Origin of the sequence: Pseudomonas sp. G11, from assembly GCF_029457515.1 — a bacterium.
Taxonomy (GTDB): domain Bacteria; phylum Pseudomonadota; class Gammaproteobacteria; order Pseudomonadales; family Pseudomonadaceae; genus Aquipseudomonas; species Aquipseudomonas gorinensis.
Map to the genome: position 1 here is coordinate 4,465,302 of NZ_CP120377.1, position 16,996 is coordinate 4,482,297.

A 16,996-nucleotide genomic window follows, 5' to 3' on the forward strand; every position below is an offset into this window, starting at 1 on the left:
ATTACCCGATAAGTACCCAGCGGACCGAGCCATGAGGCATAGGCTGACAAGGGGTTACCGGCCACTGTTTTCCAGGAACCGCCCACCTGTTGTTGAATGTAAATCTGTGGCGCTCTGCCCCCAACTTCCTAAAATCTCGAAAGACCCTTCTGTCGTCCGCAAGAAGAACTAAGTCAGTTATTTCCTAATCCCGCACACCCCTGCGGTTACAGCCTATTTGTCTCATTCAAAATCAAACTCCGATAATGCCCCGGATTCGACCCCGCCCATTTACGAAACGCCTTATAAAACGAACTGGTGTCGGCAAACCCCAGTCGCGCCGCGATCTCGGCAAAGCTGATGTGGGGTTCCGCCAGCCAGACAATCGCCAGCTCTTTGCGCACGCTGTCCTTGAGGCCCTGATAGGTCTGCCCTTCTTCCGCCAGGCGGCGGCGCAAGGTTGAGGCGGAGATGCACAGGCTGGCGGCCAGGCCGTCGGTTTCCGGCCAGATGTCGGGTGGCATCTGGCGCAGGTCGTGCTTGATGCGGGTGGCCAGGCTGTCGGGGTCACGGTACTTGACCAGGATGTTCGCCGGCGCATGGGCGAGGAAGCGCTTGAGCTCCTCGGGGCTGCGCTTGATGGGCAGGTCGAGGCAGTCGGCGGAGAAGATCATGCGGGTGCGAGGTCGATCAAAGCGCAGGTTGTCAGAGAACATCACCTGGTAGTCATCGCAGAAATCCGGCTGGGGGCAGCGCAGCTCGATGGCGAGGATCGGTATACGCCGCCCCGCCAACCAGCAGGCAACACCGTGGACGATCATCCAGTACGTGAAATAGGTAAACGCCCGGCGTGGCTCTGCCTCGGTTTCCAACAGCACGATTTCCGCCAGGCTTTGCTGGCGCACCAGTTGCGCGGGCAGATGGTCGAGCATCAATGACAGGAACCCCAGCCCGGTTTCCAACCCATCGACCACGGTGGGTTGGGCCAGGGCGGCCCGGCACAGAAACGCCAGGCTGCCGGATTTGAGCTTGCGCGGGTCCATGCCAAAGAACTCATCGTCCAGGCGCCGCGCCAGCAGGCGCCACAACCGCGCGTAGGCGGTGGCCGACACACGTGCGCCGGGCTGCAGCAACAGCTCGGGGTCGATGCCCACCTTGTTCAACGCTTCAACGGTGGCGGCCCCCGGCGCACAGCTCTGCGCCAGCGCTTCGCGCACAAGATGGATGGAAATGGTGTCTTTTTCCGACATGGGGGCGGGGCAATCCAACGGCTCAAAAGGTGGTGTGCATCATAAGGGCGGTTGCGCTTCCCCACCACCGTTCAGCCGGCGTTCAGTAAAGGTCAATATTTCTTGTTTAGCAATGAGTATCATTATGTTACAAATTAGCTTCCTATCTAGTTACCCTGCGGTGCCGAATGCTTGTCCCCTTTCTCATCATGTTGCGCGAAGGAATTGAAGCAGCCCTGATCGTTGGCATCATCGCCAGTTACCTGCAACAGACCGGCCGCGGCCAGTGGATGCCAGCGGTATGGATCGGCGTGTTTCTCGCTGCCGCGCTGGCCTTGCTGGTGGGCGGCGGTCTGGAATTGGTCAGCGCCGAGTTCCCACAAAAGCAACAGGAGTTGTTTGAAGGCGTGGTTGGCCTGGTGGCTGTGGGCATCCTCAGTTCCATGGTGTTCTGGATGCGCAAGGTGGCGCGCTCCATCAAGCATTCCCTGCACGCCTCCCTCGATCATGCACTGGCCGGTTCCAGACATCAGGTCATCGCGTTGATCCTCATGGTGTTTTTCGCCGTGGCGCGCGAAGGCCTGGAAACCGTATTTTTCCTGCTGGCGGTGTTCCAGCAAAGCGAAGGCCCCGGTGCACCGTTGGGCGCCCTGCTCGGCCTGGTCCTGGCGGTCATCGTCGGTTTCCTGATCTACACCGGCAGCATGCGCTTGAACCTCGGGGCGTTCTTCCGCTGGACCGGTCTGTTCATCCTGGTGGTGGCCGCGGGCATTCTCGCCAACTCAGTGCAGGCCTTGCATGAAGCCGGCCTGTGGAACCACCTGCAAACCGTGCTGTTCGATTTCAGCGCCGTGCTGCCGATGGACAGCCCGTTGGGCTCGGTACTGGCCGGGATGTTCGGGTATCAAGAAGCGCCGACCGTCAGCACCCTGGGCGCCTACCTGATTTACCTGGTCGTGGCCCTGGTGATGTTCTTCCTGCCCGCAGCACCGGCCAAGCCGGCCGTCACCTCTTCTTCCGTTTCCAGCCAGTAAGGACCGTCCCTTGTCCAACCCAACGCCTCAACCCGCCTCCCCGCACCGCGCCTTGCGCTGGGCGGTAGCCGGCTCGGTGGTCGTGATGATCGCCGCCGCAGGCCTGTTCTATTACGCCTCGCAAATGGCCGCCGCCAAGCGCCAGACCAACCACAATGAAATTGCCGTGACCATTCATGGCCACGCCTGCGAGCCGAACGCGCTGACCGTACCGGCTGGCCGCGCAAGCTTTCGCATCATCAACCGCTCGGATCGCGCGGTGGAGTGGGAAATCCTCGATGGCGTGCTGGTGGTCGAAGAACGTGAAAATATCGCCCCCGGCCTGAGCCAGGTGATCAATGCCAACCTGCTGCCCGGCGACTATGCGATCACCTGCGGCCTGCTGAGCAACCCGCGCGGCACCCTGCATGTGACCGCGACGGCGGAGTCCGACGCCCAGGCCAAGGCCAAACCGTCGATGGTGGCGTTTATCGGCCCGCTGTCGGAGTTCCGCGTGTACCTGAGCAGCCAGGGCAGTGCACTGGCCAAGGCCGTGAGCGCCTTGCAGCAAGCGATCGACGCCGGTGACCTGGCCCAGGCCCAGGCGTTGTACGTGCCGGCCCGTGAGGCTTACCAGCGATTGGCCCCGGCGTCGCAACGCCTGGCGGAGCTGGACAATGCCATCAACGCCCGCGCGGATTACTTTGAAAAACGCGAACAAGACCCGGCCTTCAGCGGCTTCCACCGCCTCGAATACAGCCTGTTCCAACAGCGCAGCCTCGATGGCCTGGCGCCGATTGCCCAGCGCCTGGTTGCCGACGTGACCACCCTCAAGCAACAACTGCTGGCGCAGTCGCTGCCACCGGAGCAGTTGGTGAGCATCGTGGTGCGCAACCTCAACAGCCTGGCCGATGTACGCGCCGTCAGCGGTGAAGAAGAACGCTACAGCCATATCGACCTCAACGGTTTTGCCGCCAACCTGGATGCCGCCCACAAGGTCGTGGACCTGATGCGCCCGTTGCTGAGCAAATCCGCCGCTGACTTGCTGCCCAAGATCGACAGCGCGCTCGATGCGTTCGATGCCCAGCTCAGTGGCTTGAAGGTCGACGGCCAGTACCGCCGCTATGACAGTGTTACCGCCGATCAGCGCAAGCAGATCGCCGACAAGGCCAAGGCTCTGGCCAATGTACTCGATGGAATCGACCCCGCCCTTGGCCTTTCCGGCCTGCAGTGAAGACGACCGCACACATGAGTGACTCACAATTGTTTGACCTTCAGCGCCGCCGTGTCCTGCTGGGCATGGCCGCCACCGGCGCCGCGATTGCCGGCAGCACCTTGAGCTGCCCGGCCATGGCGGCCGCCGCGCAAGCCCAAGTCACCACCGCCCCCAGCAGCGACAAGACCCAGGACCACCACGACTTTATCGGCCAACACCAGAGCGGCATCGTCACGCCGCGCCCGGCCTGCGGCATGCTGGTGGCGTTCGACGTACTGGCCAACGACCGCCAGGACCTGGAGCGCTTGTTCCGTACCCTCAACGAGCGCATCCGCTTCCTGATGAGCGGCGGTACCGTGCCGCAAGTCGACCCGAAGCTGCCGCCCACCGATTCCGGGATTCTCGGCCCGGTGGTGACGCCGGACAACCTGACCATCACCGTGTCCGTGGGTGAATCCCTGTTCGACGAACGCTTCGGCCTTGGCAGCGTCAAGCCTAAGCGCCTGAGCCGCATGGTCGGCTTTCCCAACGATGCCCTGGAGCCGGCGCAGTGCCACGGCGACCTGAGCCTGCAGTTTTGCTCCAACACCCCGGACACCAATATCCACGCCCTGCGCGACATCGTGAAAAACCTGCCCGACCTGCTGCTGGTGCGCTGGAAACAAGAAGGCAGCGTCCCGCCCCAGGCCCCTGCCCGCCCTGGCGAGCCGGCACAGAGCGCGCGCAACTTCCTCGGTTTTCGTGACGGTTCGGCCAACCCGAACTCCAACGACAACCAGGCGATGGACCAGATCGTCTGGGTCCAGCCCGGCAGCGATGAGCCCGCCTGGGCCGCCTATGGCAGCTACCAGGCCGTGCGGATTATCCGCAACTTTGTCGAACGTTGGGACCGTACCCCCCTGCAAGAGCAGGAAAGCATCATCGGCCGTGTCAAGACCACGGGCGCGCCCATGGGTGGCCAGCAGGAAACCCAGGTTCCCGACTACAGCAAGGACCCGGAAGGCAAGTTGACCAAGCTCGATGCCCACATCCGCCTGGCCAACCCGCGCACCCCGCAGACCCAGGCCAACCTGATCCTGCGCCGGCCGTTCAACTACTCCAACGGCGTCAATAAAAACGGTCAGCTTGACATGGGGCTGTTGTTCATCTGCTACCAGGCTGACCTGGAGAAAGGCTTCATCAGCGTGCAAACCCGGCTCAACGGCGAGCCTCTGGAGGAATACCTCAAGCCGGTCGGCGGTGGGTATTTCTTCACCTTGCCGGGGGTCACGGGCCCTAAGGATTTCATCGGGCGCACGCTCCTCGCGGCAACGCACCCGCACACCCCTGCCAACACCTAAAACACACACCAGAGCGGAAATCGTCCCATGAAGAAGTCGTCTATCGCATTGTCGTTGTTAATCACCCTTTCGCCGCTGGCAGCGTTCGCCGCTACCGCGCCGCTGGACCTGGTAGGCCCGGTGTCGGACTACAAGATCTACGTCACTGAGGAAATCGGTGAGCTGGTGACCCAGACCCAGGCGTTCACCGATGCGATCAACAAAGGCGACCTGGCCACGGCCAAGAAGCTCTACGCACCAACCCGCGTGCACTACGAGTCGATCGAGCCGATCGCCGAACTGTTCAGCGACCTGGATGCGTCGATCGATTCGCGTGTGGATGACCATGAAAAAGGCGTGACCGCCGAAGACTTCACCGGCTTCCACCGTATCGAATACGCGCTGTTCTCGCAGAACTCGACCAAAGGCCTGGAAGCGCTGACCACCAAGCTCAATGCCGATGTCAACGACCTCAAGACCCGTGTCGACGGCCTGACCTTCCCGCCTGAGAAAGTCGTCGGCGGTGCCGCGGCGCTGCTCGAGGAAGTCGCGGCCACCAAGATCTCCGGTGAAGAAGACCGCTACAGCCATACCGACCTGTATGACTTCAAGGGCAACATCGACGGCGCGAAGAAAATCGTCGACCTGTTCCGTGGCCAGATCGAGAAGCAGGACAAAGCCTTCCTGGCCAAGGTCGACAAAAACTTCGCCACCGTAGACAAGGTCCTCGCCAAGTACAAAACCAAGGATGGCGGTTTCGAGACCTATGACAAGGTCAAGGAAAACGACCGCAAGGCCCTGGTGGGTCCGGTCAACACCCTGGCGGAAGACCTGTCCACCTTACGCGGCAAACTGGGTTTGAACTGACACAACGCGCCAATGGCCGCTCACCCTCCCGCGCCCGGCGCGGGAGTTCGTCGGCTCAGCGTGCCTGCTGGAACCCGCTCAATGGCGTGCCGAACGGCCGGCCGCTGCGCGGATCAATCGCATACCAACGTCCGTTGTTGCCCGTGGCGTGCACGTCAATGCCCTGGCTCGTTCCCGCAACGCCCGCCGCTGGAGGCCGCGAGGGTGCTGCTTGACCGGCCGCCGCCATCAGATAGCACCTCATCTTCTCCTCGGCCGTTATCAAATGCGGCACAGACTTACCCAGCCGGGTCGCGCCGCCTGCAACCAACGCAGGTAACTTGACCAGGCCCTTCGTGGCTGCGCTGACCATTTGCGGGTAGCCATCGAACGGGTTGAGTGCGGCGCTGGTGAACAATACGCCTTCCCTGACGAAATCGAAGGCCTTGTCGCTGAAGGACGCTACCGGTTTTACCCAGGCCGTTTTCGGTACAAGGGGACTGAGCGTCGGCGCCAGCCGCCGGATAACCCCGGCCACGGGGGCCTGCGCCAGTGCCCTTCCCGCACGTATCAACGAGCGTGCCCGGCCAGCGGCCGACAGTGCCACCCCGCCCACATCCAATGCCAGGCTGAACAAGCCGCTGCCAATATTGCCTGCCGCAAACTCTTGATAAGCCCCCACGAAAGGCACCAACCCGAGCAGGATCCCATGATCGCGCGCAACGGCCTCGCGGTGTTGTTCAAGGGGCAACACCCCCTTCGCCCTGGCGAGCATAGTCTCTTGCGATTCATAAAAATTGCCTTGGGTGATTCGCGTCACGATGTCGGCTGTCTTCGACGATGAGTAGCTGTCAGGGACGAAATCATCGGGTGCGAAACCCTCCGGGCGGGGAACGCCGGGCAGCGTTGCGCCAAGCTTTTCAACAATGACCTTGGAAGGCTCCCGCGTTGACCGAGGATCCGATCCCTTGGCGTAGGCGTCGACGTCGATGGCCAGGGCAGTGCCGCGGACAATCGGCACGGAGGTAACGCCCCACGGCGCGGGGACGCGCTTTCTCTCCACCACGCCCCCCAACACCAACTGCGACGGCAGGTCTGTGCGCTTGACGATTGGCCCTTTGGCGAACACCTCGTAATAACTCACGGTGGCGCCGTGCTCCGCACGTATCAGGGTGCCTTGCCGGTACTTGGCCGCGTCACGATGCGCATCAGTCTCCTTGGCCTGAATCTCCCCGGTTTCGCCGCGCAGGGTAAAGAGCTCGACATTGCCCAGTTCCAGCAGCTTGCGATCCGCCAATGGCAACTCGGCGATTCTGAGTTTGAGCTGGGTAGCATAAGCGCTCTTGAGGGCGCTGCGATGCTCATCGACAGCCTTTTTCAGCAGGCCGTCCAACGCCGGTAGACGGCGAATGCGGGCATCCAGTTCGTTGCGTTTCTCGACGGGCGCTATCACCTCACTGCGTGGCTGGTAGGGCGAACTCGCCGCGCGCGCTGGTGCTTGTGGCAGGTCACTGGTGAGCACCCACTTGCCGGGGGTCAGATCACCGGTCATATAGGTCTCCACCAGCGAACGCGTACGGGGTTCGGAGACCCGCATGTTACGACGCGCCCCGGCATCGGCGAGCTGTACCGTCATGCCTTCCAGGCGGCTCGCGGCGACGCCTGGGAAAACCTTGAGCAACTCGGCAATGGCGACCGACCTGCGCGTCGGCAACCCGGACGCGCACTGCGTGAATGCGCGGCTGACATCTTCGCGCTGGCCCTGAAATGCCGCAGACGCGGCCTGAATCATGTGCGCGGAGTACTCGCCGTCGGGTGCGCGAGGAATCACCCCGTTGAGCACGGCCCAATCGGTGATGATACGCAGGCCGAGCAAGCGCATCAGGGTCGCCTGCGCTTCACTGGTGGGGCCCAGGACAGTGATGGCGCTGATCTGCTCTTCGTCCATCGCCCGCGAAGTACCCGGGGCTAAGTTGTCGACCATGCCGCATCCCAGGCGCAGTTCCATCCATGCCGGGGTTCCCATGTGGATCGCATCAGGCACATCGCGTACAAGGAACTCCGGCGCAGCCTGTGCCAGGCCGATATGCGCGGCCAGTACCGCCAGTTTCGAGTCCAGGCCTTTTTGGTGGATCAGATGGTTTTCCAGGTCGCGGCGTATGGCGGTAAACGTGCGCCCCATGTTGGCGGGCTGGTAGAGGTCATAACCGGCCACCTGCCCCGGTTTTCCCGGTGCCTGTGGATCGGCGTGCAGTTTGATTGCCGCAATGACCATCTGTTGGCATACCGCCTTTGGCACTGTCGTGCCGATATCGAACGTACCGTACCAATTCACACTGCGGGCCCAGCGCTCGCCCAGATCCAATGCCTCGGGACTGTCGAGCAGGCGGTGCAGATGCCCGGCCGGATCCGCTTGCAGTGCCTCTATGCCATGGCCCTTCAGGTAGTCGAAGCCCTCGGCGCTCGTACCGCCCAACTGTGCGTTGGCCAATGCCGCCAGCGTGGCTTTGTCTGACACCGATAACTGGCCCGGAGCCCACGTCCAATCCATGAAACCGGCGTAATTGCCCAAGGGCGGCGCCGGAGGCAAGGTGGTGCGCAGCCATTGGATGACGTTACGCACTTCTCCCACGGTGTGTGGGGTACCCAGGCCCTTTTGCTCAACGATCTGGCGCAGCGTAGGGGAACCGTCTGCTGGCTGCACCCCGTCCCAGGGCGTGGTGTCCGGCAAATCCGTGATGAGTCGCTCAAGCTGGTCCGCCAAGCGGGGACGTTCTTCAAGTTCGCCAAGGGTCATCTGCACCTGGGCCAGATCGGCGGCCATTGATCGGGCCCGCGCAGGCGGCATCGACAGGCCCTGGGTGCGCAATTGCCGCTCCAATTGATTGGCCTGCTCGATGCCCATCGGAAGCTCAATGCCAAACGCCTGTAGAACCAGGTGCCGAGGCACCCACTGCTCACCGTCTGCCAGGTGGGTGAGACCTCGGTCCCGTGGGTCCAGAACCTCGCGAAGAGCACGCAACGGCGCTGAAACTTGCCACCATCCCGACGCATCGCTGGTGGAGAACCTCACAGGCGTGCGCACGCCATCGCGGACGACGTAGCCTTGGATGAAATCTTTATGCAGTCTCAAGGTCCCCGTCTCCAGGCCCTTGCTGGTCAGCCAGGCCTGCAGGGGCGGCTGGCTCCAAAGCTGGCGGTAGAGCGCCAGCGCTGGCGCCAGGCTGCTGTTGGCGGGCACCTCGACCATGGCGTAACCGCTCTCCATTGCCGCACCCAACCGTTGCCCCAGCCTCACATCGGCAGCGGGGCGTTGATCACCCTGCCCCTCTGCGGCGCGGCGCCCCCGCGATGCCGGCCGTGAGTGCTCAACCGGCACGCGTGGGTGATCGGGGGTAAGCACAGTGAGCCCGACGGGGATCGGGTTATCCGGGATAAATCGCTGGCGGTTTTGCAAGGAAATGGACATGGGCACGTTCTCTTGAGGTTATTCCGTCAGAGAAGTGGTCCCAGGCCCGTCATCGGTTCACGGTTAATCATGAGAAATGTCGTGGCGAGGCCACATTCAGAGAATCCGATACAACAACCGCTCAATCCGCACCCGGCTGACGCGACGCAAGAATTTGCCGACCGCTTGCGGGTAGTCCACCAGGCTCTGCAAATCCTGATAGCGTTCGATGCGTGTGGTGTGCTGGAAGATCTGCGCCAGTTCGGCCCCCCTCGGCTCCAGCCACTCATGCTTGGGATCATCGATCAGCAAGGCGTTTTCGAGGTCGAGGCGGAATGCCCGCGGGTTGAGGTTGTTACCGGTCAGCAACGTGTAGCGCTGGTCGATCCACATGCCCTTGAGGTGGTAAGTGTTATCGCCGTCGCGCCACAGGTGCAGGTTCAGTTGGCCGCTGTCGATCATCGGCTGATGACGCTTGGCAAAGCGGCGCAGGCTGATTTCGTATAGATACGGCAGCGCGGCGATGACCTTGAACGGTTCGCTGGGCGGGATGTAGAAATCGTTGGCGGTCTTGTCGCCGACGATGATGTCGATGTTCACCCCGCGCGCCAGGGCGCGGTTGATCTCGCGGGTCACCGGCAGCGGCAGGTTGAAATACGGCGTACAGATGGTCAGTTGGTGCTGGGCGCTGGCAATCAGCTCCAGGATGACCCGGCTCAGTGGGTTGTTCTTGCCCACACCAAGCAACGGGCTGACCGAGAGGTTGCCAGTGGGCAACTGGCCCGCCGAGGTGTCGTAGGCCGCATGCTTGAGGCGGCTGCGCAGGTCACCAATGTCATTGCGCAGGCTGCGCGTGGTCGGCGGGTTGGGCAAGTCGAGTCGATGCACCGCCTTGGAGGCCACCAACCCGTGCTCCACCAGATGCTGCATCGAATCGGCCAGCGCTTGGCTGTGGATCAAGTGGTAACGGTCGAAGCGGTATTTGTCGAACTTGTGCAGGTACACGTTGTTCAGGCTGGCACCGCTGTAGAGCACAGTGTCGTCGATCACAAACCCCTTGAGGTGCAACACGCCGAACAGTTCGCGGGTTTGCACCGGCACGCCATACACCGGCACTTCACTGGCATGGCTCTGGGTCATGGCCTGGTACCAGGCGCTGTTGCCCGGCTGCTTGCCGGCGCCGATCAACCCGCGCTGGGCGCGCAGCCAGTCGACCACCACGACGATGTCCAGTTCCGGTCGCGCGGCCTTGGCCGCGTGCAAGGCGTCGTAGATCTCCTGCCCCGCTTCGTCCTGCTGCAAGTACAGCGCGACGATGTAGATGCGTCGCGTGGCCTTGTGGATTTGTTCCAGCAGGCAGCGACGAAACGCATCGGCGCCGGACAACACGTCGATGGCATCGGTAGTCAGAGGAAAACCGCGCAGTTTGGGCAACAGGGAACGTTTGAAGAACGACGGCATAAGGCTCGCAATGGGTCGAATCCGAAGAGGCCCCGAGCTTACACCATGGGGTTGCTCAGGTCTCGCTGCCCGGCATGGAAAAAGCCTATTGACCAAGAAGAACGATCGTTCTACTTTATGCAGCATGAACGACATGACCCACAATGAAACTCGCGACATCATCCTCGACGTCACCGAAAAGTTGATCTATCGCCATGGCATCGCCGCCACCGGCATGGACTTCCTGGTGAAAACCGCCGGGGTCTCGCGCAAAAGCATTTACCGTTACTTCGCCAACAAGGACGAGTTGGTGGTCGCCGCCCTGCAACGCCGTGATGAGCGTTGGATGCAGTGGCTGCGCGACGAAGTGGAGCGCGTCGACGATAGCGGCGAACGCTTGCTTGCGCTGTTCAGCGCACTCAAGGCCTGGTTCGGCTCGGCGGACTTTCGCGGTTGCGCCTTCATCAACACCAGCGGTGAAACCGGCAACCCTCAAGACCCCGTGCGCCTGCTGGCCAAGGCGCACAAACAGAAACTGTTCGAATACACACGCCAACTGTGTCAAGCACATGGCACCCCCGACCCCGAACGGCAGGCCGCGCAACTGCTGATCCTGATCGATGGCGCCATTACCGTTGCCCTGGTGATGGGCGATTCAACCGCTGCTGATAATGCGCAATGCATGGCGCGAACGTTATTGGGGCTTTGAACGCATCACCCGCGCAACTTTCTTTAGCCCAGGAGCCATGACATGCCATCCACCTCGCAAATCCGTCCACCGCTGCCGCCCTTCACCCGTGAATCGGCGATCGAAAAAGTCCGCCTGGCCGAAGACGGCTGGAACTCCCGCGACCCGCAACGGGTGTCCCTGGCCTACACCTTGGATACCAAGTGGCGTAACCGCGCCGAATTCGCCTACAACCGCGAAGAAGCCAAGGGCTTCCTGACCCGTAAATGGGCCAAGGAGCTGGACTATCGGCTGATCAAGGAGCTGTGGGCGTTCACCGATAACCGTATTGCCGTGCGCTATGCCTATGAGTGGCACGACGACTCCGGTAACTGGTTTCGTTCCTACGGCAACGAGAACTGGGAGTTTGACGAGAATGGCCTGATGGCCAACCGCTTTGCCTGCATCAACGATTTGCCGATCAATGAAAGTGAACGCAAGTTCCACTGGCCCCTGGGCCGGCGCCCGGATGATCACCCGGGGCTGTCCGAACTCGCCCTTTAGGGCTTGCACGCTTCCAGAAGGCGGGAGCCCCCCGGCACCTATAAGATAATTTATTGATTATCCAAGATTAAATGCCGGCTTAAACGACTGCACTTTGTGGTGAGGGCGCTTGCTCCCTCACCACAGGGGTTCCAGTTTGCTGTGCGGCAGCGCTAAGTTGCAGAGTCAGCGGGCTATCCCACCGTTTGGAAACCCGTAAGTGTCAGTCCTGATTCAGACCGACGCGATACAACACCCCATCGTCTTCATCCGTCAGCACGTACAGAAACCCATCCGGCCCCTGGCGCACGTCACGAATCCGCGCTTTCAAGCCCCCCAGCAAGCGTTCCTCATGGATCACCTTGTCGCCATCGAACTGCAGGCGAATCAACTCCTGACTGGACAGCGCCCCAATGAACAGGTTGTGCTGCCAGGCCTTGAAGCGGTCGGCGTCGTAGAACGCCATGCCGCTGATAGCTGGAGACTTCTCCCACACATGGTGCGGCGCGACTGTGCCTTCCACCGTCTTGCCCTGGGCTTCGGGAATCGGCGTCAGGGAGTAGTTGATGCCATGGGTCGCCAGCGGCCAGCCATAGTTCTTGCCACGCTCGATGATGTTGACTTCATCGCCGCCACGCGGCCCATGCTCGTTTTCCCAGATCGTGCCGCTCCAGGGGTTCAGTGCCAGGCCCTGGGGGTTGCGCTGGCCATAGGACCAGATTTCCGGACGTACGCCTGGCTGCCCCACGAATGGGTTGTCATCGGGGATGCGGCCATCGGGGTAAATCCGCACCACCTTGCCTTGCAACTTGTCCAGGTCCTGGGCCGTGGACCGGTCGTTGTTTTCGCCCAACGTCACGAACAGGTAGCCATCACGGTCGAAGGCCAGGCGTGAGCCAAAGTGATTACCGGTGGACAGCTTGGGTTCCTGGCGCAGGATCACCTTGAAGTCCTTCAAGCCACTCAAGTCGTCCGACAAACGCCCGCGCCCTACCACCGTACCGGCCGTACCGCCCTGGCCACCGCCCTCAGCGTACGACAGGTACACCATGCGGTCCTGCTTGAAATCGGGTGAGAGCACTACGTCAAGCAAGCCGCCCTGCCCCTTGGCCCAGACCTCAGGCACACCGCTCAGCGGCGCCGACAGCTTGCCGTCCGGGCTGACAAAGCGCAGGTGCCCAGGCCGCTCGGTCACCAGGAAGCCCTGCCTGTCGGGCAAAAAAGCCACCGCCCACGGGTGGTCCAGGCCCTTGGCGATCGGGGTGACGGTGATGCTGCCCTGCTCACTTGGGAATTGCTGCACATCGGCTGCGTAAACCGCCGTCAGCGGCAGCAAGGTCGTGGCACAAAAGGCGGCAAGAAACGTTTTGCGTAGAAACATAAGGCGGGGTCCTTACCGGCGCTCAAGGCCGGCGATTGCCGTTGGCATCAACAGTGGGGGCTTTGGTTTCGGTCGCGGGGCGGCTGGGTGCTGCGTCGCGCTGCGGATAACGATTGCCGATGCCGCCGTTTTCCAGGGTGGGTGTACGCGGGGTCGGAGCGGTCTGGATGCCGCGTATCAGCGACGGATTGGGCTGGGTGCCCTGCATGCTGTTGGGGTTGGCCCGGTGGATCGGGCCATTGTCCGAGTTGTTGCTGCCAGGCAGGTTTTGCGCCTGGGCAGCGGTGGCCAGCGCCAAGCCCAATGCCAACGCTGCAAGATGACGCACACAGATGTTCATGACAAAGCCTCTCTGGGCGAGGAGTACGTGCTTTCGATAACACGCTACGCGCTGGGTTCGAATTTCGACACTAAATAGTTTCTCATCAGGTGTAACACGATCTGTCCGCGCATCCGCTGATCGAAACTTTTGCCAACGCCCACGAGTCAGCCGCACATAGCCTCTTCTCAAGGAACTGCACGCATGCCTAGGGCAATCTGGAAAGGTGCCATCAGTTTTGGCTTGGTCCATATCCCGGTGTCGCTGGTTTCGGCCACGGCTTCCCAGGGGGTCGACTTCGACTGGTTGGATAAACGCAGCATGGACCCGGTGGGCTACAAGCGCATCAACAAGACCAGCGGCAAGGAAGTCACCAAGGACAACATCGTCAAGGGCGTGGCGTTCAAGAAAGGCCGCTACGTGGTGCTCAGCGAAGAGGAAATCCGCTCGGCCCACCCCAAGTCGACCCAGACCATCGAGATTATCGCCTTCGTGGCCAGCGACCAGATCCCCCTGCAAAACATCGATACGCCCTACTTCCTGGCCCCGGACAAACGCGGCGGCAAGGTGTATGCATTACTGCGCGAAACCCTGAAGAAAACCAACAAGGTCGCCCTGGCCAATGTGGTGTTGCACACCAAGCAGCACCTGGCTGCGCTGATGCCGCTGGAGTCGGCCCTGGTGCTGGTGATGCTGCGTTGGCCCGCTGAGGTGCGCAGCCTCGATGAACTGGAGCTGGGCAGCGATGTGACCCGGCCCAGCCTGGCCAAGGGCGAGCTGGACATGGCCAGGCGCCTGGTGGAAGACATGAGCGCCGACTGGCAGCCCGATGCCTACCGTGACAGTTTTCAGGAGAAGATCATGGCGTTGGTGGCGAAGAAGGCCAAGGCCGGCAAGATCGAGGACGTGGAAAGCCAGGCCGGCAGCGAAGAACGCAAGTCGGCTGACGTGATCGACCTCACCGAACTGCTCAAGCGCAGTCTGGCCGGCAAATCCGCCGCCAAGCGCCCGGCGAAAAAACCAGCCGCGAAAAAAACCAGCAAAAAGGCCTCTTGAGTCCGCCATAGAAGGGAGAAAACGACATGGCAAAACCCTTGAGCGAATACCACCGAAAGCGCGATTTCGAGATCACTGGCGAACCTGCGGGTGACTCGAAACCCAACAAGCGCCAGGCATCGGCGTTGGCGTTCGTGATTCAAAAGCACGATGCGCGCAGCCTGCATTACGACTTTCGCCTGGAACTCGACGGGGTACTCAAGAGCTGGGCAATACCCAAGGGCCCCAGCCTGGACCCCAGCCAGAAACGCCTGGCCGTGCATGTCGAGGATCACCCCTTGAGCTACGGCAGTTTCGAGGGCAGCATCCCGGCGGGCCAATATGGAGCCGGCGATGTGATCGTATGGGATCGCGGCGTCTGGCAACCCCATGGCGATCCGCAAAAAGCCTACGCCGCCGGCAAGCTGAAATTCACCCTGGTCGGGGAGAAACTCGCCGGCGACTGGACCCTGGTGCGTACCCGCCTCAAAGGCAGCGGCGATAAGCAACAATGGCTGCTGATCAAGGAACAGGATCAGCAGGCACGCCCGAGCAGCGACTACGATATCGTCCAGGCACAGCCCCGGAGCGTGCTCAGTGATGCATCGGTGGGCACGCCGACGACCGCCGCCAAACCCTCCGCGAAAAAAGCCTCACGCAAGAAAACGCTCGCCCTGCCCGATCAATTCGCGCCTCAACTGGCCACCTTGGTCGACCGTGCACCGGAGGGTAACTGGCTCTACGAAATCAAGTTCGACGGCTACCGCATGTTGGCGCGTATTCGTGACGGCGAAGTGCGCCTGTTCACGCGCAACGGCCATGATTGGACTGACCGCTTGCCGCGCCAGGCCAAGGCCCTGCAAGCCCTGAAACTCAAGGACAGCTGGCTCGACGGCGAAGTGGTCAGCCTCAATGGCAATGGCTTGCCGGATTTCCAGGCCCTGCAAAACGCCTTCGATATCGGACGCAGCCTGGACATTGTCTATTACCTGTTCGACGCGCCGTTTCTGGAAGGCCGCGATCAACGGCAAGACCCGCTGGAAAAACGCCGCGCTGCGCTCAAGGCGGCCTTGGCCCGTAGCAAGAGCAAACTGTTGCGTTTCTCCGAGGCGTTTGCCGCCAACCAACACGATATCTTCGAAAGCGCCCGCGACCTGGCATTGGAAGGCGTGATCGGCAAGCGTGCGGGTAGCCCCTATGTATCCAGTCGCAACACCGACTGGATCAAGCTCAAATGCCGCCTGCGCCAGGAGTTCGTGATTGTCGGGTACACCCGCCCCCAGGGTTCGCGCAGCGGGTTTGGCGCGCTGTTACTGGCGGTCAACGGCGATGCCGGGCTGGTCTATGCCGGGCGTGTCGGCACCGGGTTTGATCGGGCCGCGCTGCAGGACATCTACGCCCGGCTTACGCCGCTGCAGCGCAAGACTTCATCCCTGGACAAGCCACTGACCCGCGCCCAGGCCCGCGGCGTGCATTGGGTGGAGCCGCAATTGGTCGGCGAGGTGCGATTTGCCGAGTGGACCCGTGAAGGCGTGGTACGCCAGGCCGCGTTTGTCGCGCTGCGTTCTGATAAACCGGTGCAACAGATCATTCATGAGCAGCCACGCGCGGCCAAATCGCTGCAATCACCAACGGCCCGGAAGTCCGGCGCGCCCAGCACCGTCGCCGGGGTGAAGATTACCCACCCGGAGCGGATCATCGATCAGCACAGCGGCACGCAAAAACTGCAACTGGCGCAGTTCTACGACAGCATCAGCCGTTGGATCCTGCCCTTCCTGCGCCATCGCCCTGTGGCATTGCTTCGTGCCCCGGAAGGTGTGGGGGGCGAGCAGTTCTTCCAGAAGCACACAGAGCGCCTGGCGATCCCGCATCTCCAGCAACTGGACCCGGCGTTGGACCCAGGTCACGCCCGCCTGATGGAAATCGACAGCACCGCCGCCCTGGTGGGCGCGGTGCAGATGGGCACCGTGGAGCTGCACACCTGGGGCGCCACCTCGGACAAGATCGAGACCCCAGACCTGTTTGTGCTCGATCTCGACCCGGACCCCGCACTGCCGTGGAAAACCATGCTGGAAGCGGCGCAACTGACCTTATCGGTGCTGGATGAATTGGGGCTGCAGGCCTTTATCAAGACCAGTGGCGGCAAGGGTTTGCACTTGGTTGTCCCATTGGCACGCCGCGACGATTGGGACACCGTAAAAGCCTTCGCCAAGGCCATCGCCCAGTTCATGACCCAGCAACTGCCGGAGCGCTTTACCGCCACGTCAGGGCCGAAAAACCGCGTCGGCAAGATTTTCATCGATTACCTGCGTAATGCCCGTGGCGCCAGCACGGTCGCGGCCTACTCGGTTCGGGCACGACCCGGCCTGCCGGTATCGGTGCCGGTCAGCCGTGACGAATTGAAAGGGTTGCGCGGTGCCCAGCAGTGGACGGTGGCCAACCTGCACGAACGCTTGCAGGGTTTGAAGGACAACCCGTGGGCGGGTTATGCCAATCGACAGAAGATCAGCAAGAAGATGTGGGACAAGCTGGGCGCGACTCCACCTGAGTGAGTCGCGCCG

The 16,996-nt window shown here is 61.9% G+C and carries 13 protein-coding genes; 8 read left to right on the top strand and 5 right to left on the bottom strand.

Translation table 11 applies throughout. From position 1 onward, the window contains the following. Window positions 1–206: 206 nt before the first annotated feature. Entirely contained in the window at window positions 207–1,229 is a 1,023-nt protein-coding gene (locus tag P2T68_RS20620) for an AraC family transcriptional regulator (protein ID WP_277378217.1), read from the bottom strand. Between the two features lie 167 nt (window positions 1,230–1,396). Here P2T68_RS20620 and efeU point away from each other — a divergent pair, with 167 nt between their 5' ends. Genes efeU through efeO (P2T68_RS20640) form a run of 4 tightly spaced genes read left to right on the top strand, consistent with a single transcriptional unit; the run spans window position 1,397 to window position 5,623 of the window. Next, window positions 1,397–2,242 (top strand): iron uptake transporter permease EfeU, encoded by an 846-nt coding sequence (efeU, locus tag P2T68_RS20625; RefSeq protein WP_024075313.1) that lies wholly within the window; start codon window positions 1,397–1,399, stop codon window positions 2,240–2,242. A 10-nt stretch (window positions 2,243–2,252) separates the two neighbouring features. Further along, on the top strand, window positions 2,253–3,455 hold the full coding sequence (efeO, locus tag P2T68_RS20630; protein WP_277378221.1) for an iron uptake system protein EfeO: 1,203 nt from the start codon (window positions 2,253–2,255) through the stop codon (window positions 3,453–3,455). Between the two features lie 14 nt (window positions 3,456–3,469). Then, on the top strand, window positions 3,470–4,777 hold the full coding sequence (efeB, locus tag P2T68_RS20635; protein WP_150294139.1) for an iron uptake transporter deferrochelatase/peroxidase subunit: 1,308 nt from the start codon (window positions 3,470–3,472) through the stop codon (window positions 4,775–4,777). Between the two features lie 27 nt (window positions 4,778–4,804). Continuing rightward, on the top strand, window positions 4,805–5,623 hold the full coding sequence (gene efeO, locus P2T68_RS20640; protein ID WP_277378222.1) for an iron uptake system protein EfeO: 819 nt from the start codon (window positions 4,805–4,807) through the stop codon (window positions 5,621–5,623). 55 nt (window positions 5,624–5,678) lie between these two features. Here the strand turns inward: efeO (P2T68_RS20640) and P2T68_RS20645 are convergent, their stop codons facing one another. Then, window positions 5,679–9,071 carry a hypothetical protein gene (locus P2T68_RS20645; protein ID WP_277378223.1) on the bottom strand — a complete coding sequence of 1,131 codons (3,393 nt, stop codon included), beginning with the start codon at window positions 9,069–9,071 and terminating at the stop codon, window positions 5,679–5,681. 96 nt (window positions 9,072–9,167) lie between these two features. Beyond that, window positions 9,168–10,511 carry a CDP-diacylglycerol--serine O-phosphatidyltransferase gene (gene pssA, locus P2T68_RS20650; protein ID WP_277378224.1) on the bottom strand — a complete coding sequence of 448 codons (1,344 nt, stop codon included), beginning with the start codon at window positions 10,509–10,511 and terminating at the stop codon, window positions 9,168–9,170. A gap of 124 nt (window positions 10,512–10,635) precedes the next feature. Here pssA and P2T68_RS20655 point away from each other — a divergent pair, with 124 nt between their 5' ends. Then, window positions 10,636–11,199, top strand: a complete 564-nt coding sequence (locus P2T68_RS20655) for a TetR/AcrR family transcriptional regulator (RefSeq protein WP_024075307.1) — start codon at window positions 10,636–10,638, stop codon at window positions 11,197–11,199. A 42-nt stretch (window positions 11,200–11,241) separates the two neighbouring features. Then, window positions 11,242–11,721 (top strand): nuclear transport factor 2 family protein, encoded by a 480-nt coding sequence (locus P2T68_RS20660; protein ID WP_168233222.1) that lies wholly within the window; start codon window positions 11,242–11,244, stop codon window positions 11,719–11,721. Window positions 11,722–11,923: 202 nt separating this feature from the next. Here P2T68_RS20660 and P2T68_RS20665 read toward each other — a convergent pair whose 3' ends face one another. Both P2T68_RS20665 and P2T68_RS20670 read right to left on the bottom strand, forming a co-directional pair. Beyond that, window positions 11,924–13,081, bottom strand: a complete 1,158-nt coding sequence (locus P2T68_RS20665; protein WP_102623846.1) for a PQQ-dependent sugar dehydrogenase — start codon at window positions 13,079–13,081, stop codon at window positions 11,924–11,926. A gap of 22 nt (window positions 13,082–13,103) precedes the next feature. Further along, the gene (locus tag P2T68_RS20670) at window positions 13,104–13,421 is read right to left on the bottom strand and encodes a hypothetical protein (protein WP_024075304.1); all 318 of its coding nucleotides are present in this window, start codon (window positions 13,419–13,421) and stop codon (window positions 13,104–13,106) included. A 183-nt stretch (window positions 13,422–13,604) separates the two neighbouring features. Between P2T68_RS20670 and P2T68_RS20675 the strand changes: the two genes are divergently transcribed. Together P2T68_RS20675 and ligD are read left to right on the top strand one after the other, a co-directional pair. Next, a complete protein-coding gene (locus P2T68_RS20675; protein WP_024075303.1) occupies window positions 13,605–14,456 on the top strand; it encodes a Ku protein in 852 nt (283 codons plus the stop codon). A gap of 26 nt (window positions 14,457–14,482) precedes the next feature. Further along, the gene (gene ligD, locus P2T68_RS20680) at window positions 14,483–16,987 is read left to right on the top strand and encodes a DNA ligase D (protein ID WP_277378225.1); all 2,505 of its coding nucleotides are present in this window, start codon (window positions 14,483–14,485) and stop codon (window positions 16,985–16,987) included. Window positions 16,988–16,996: the final 9 nt, after the last annotated feature.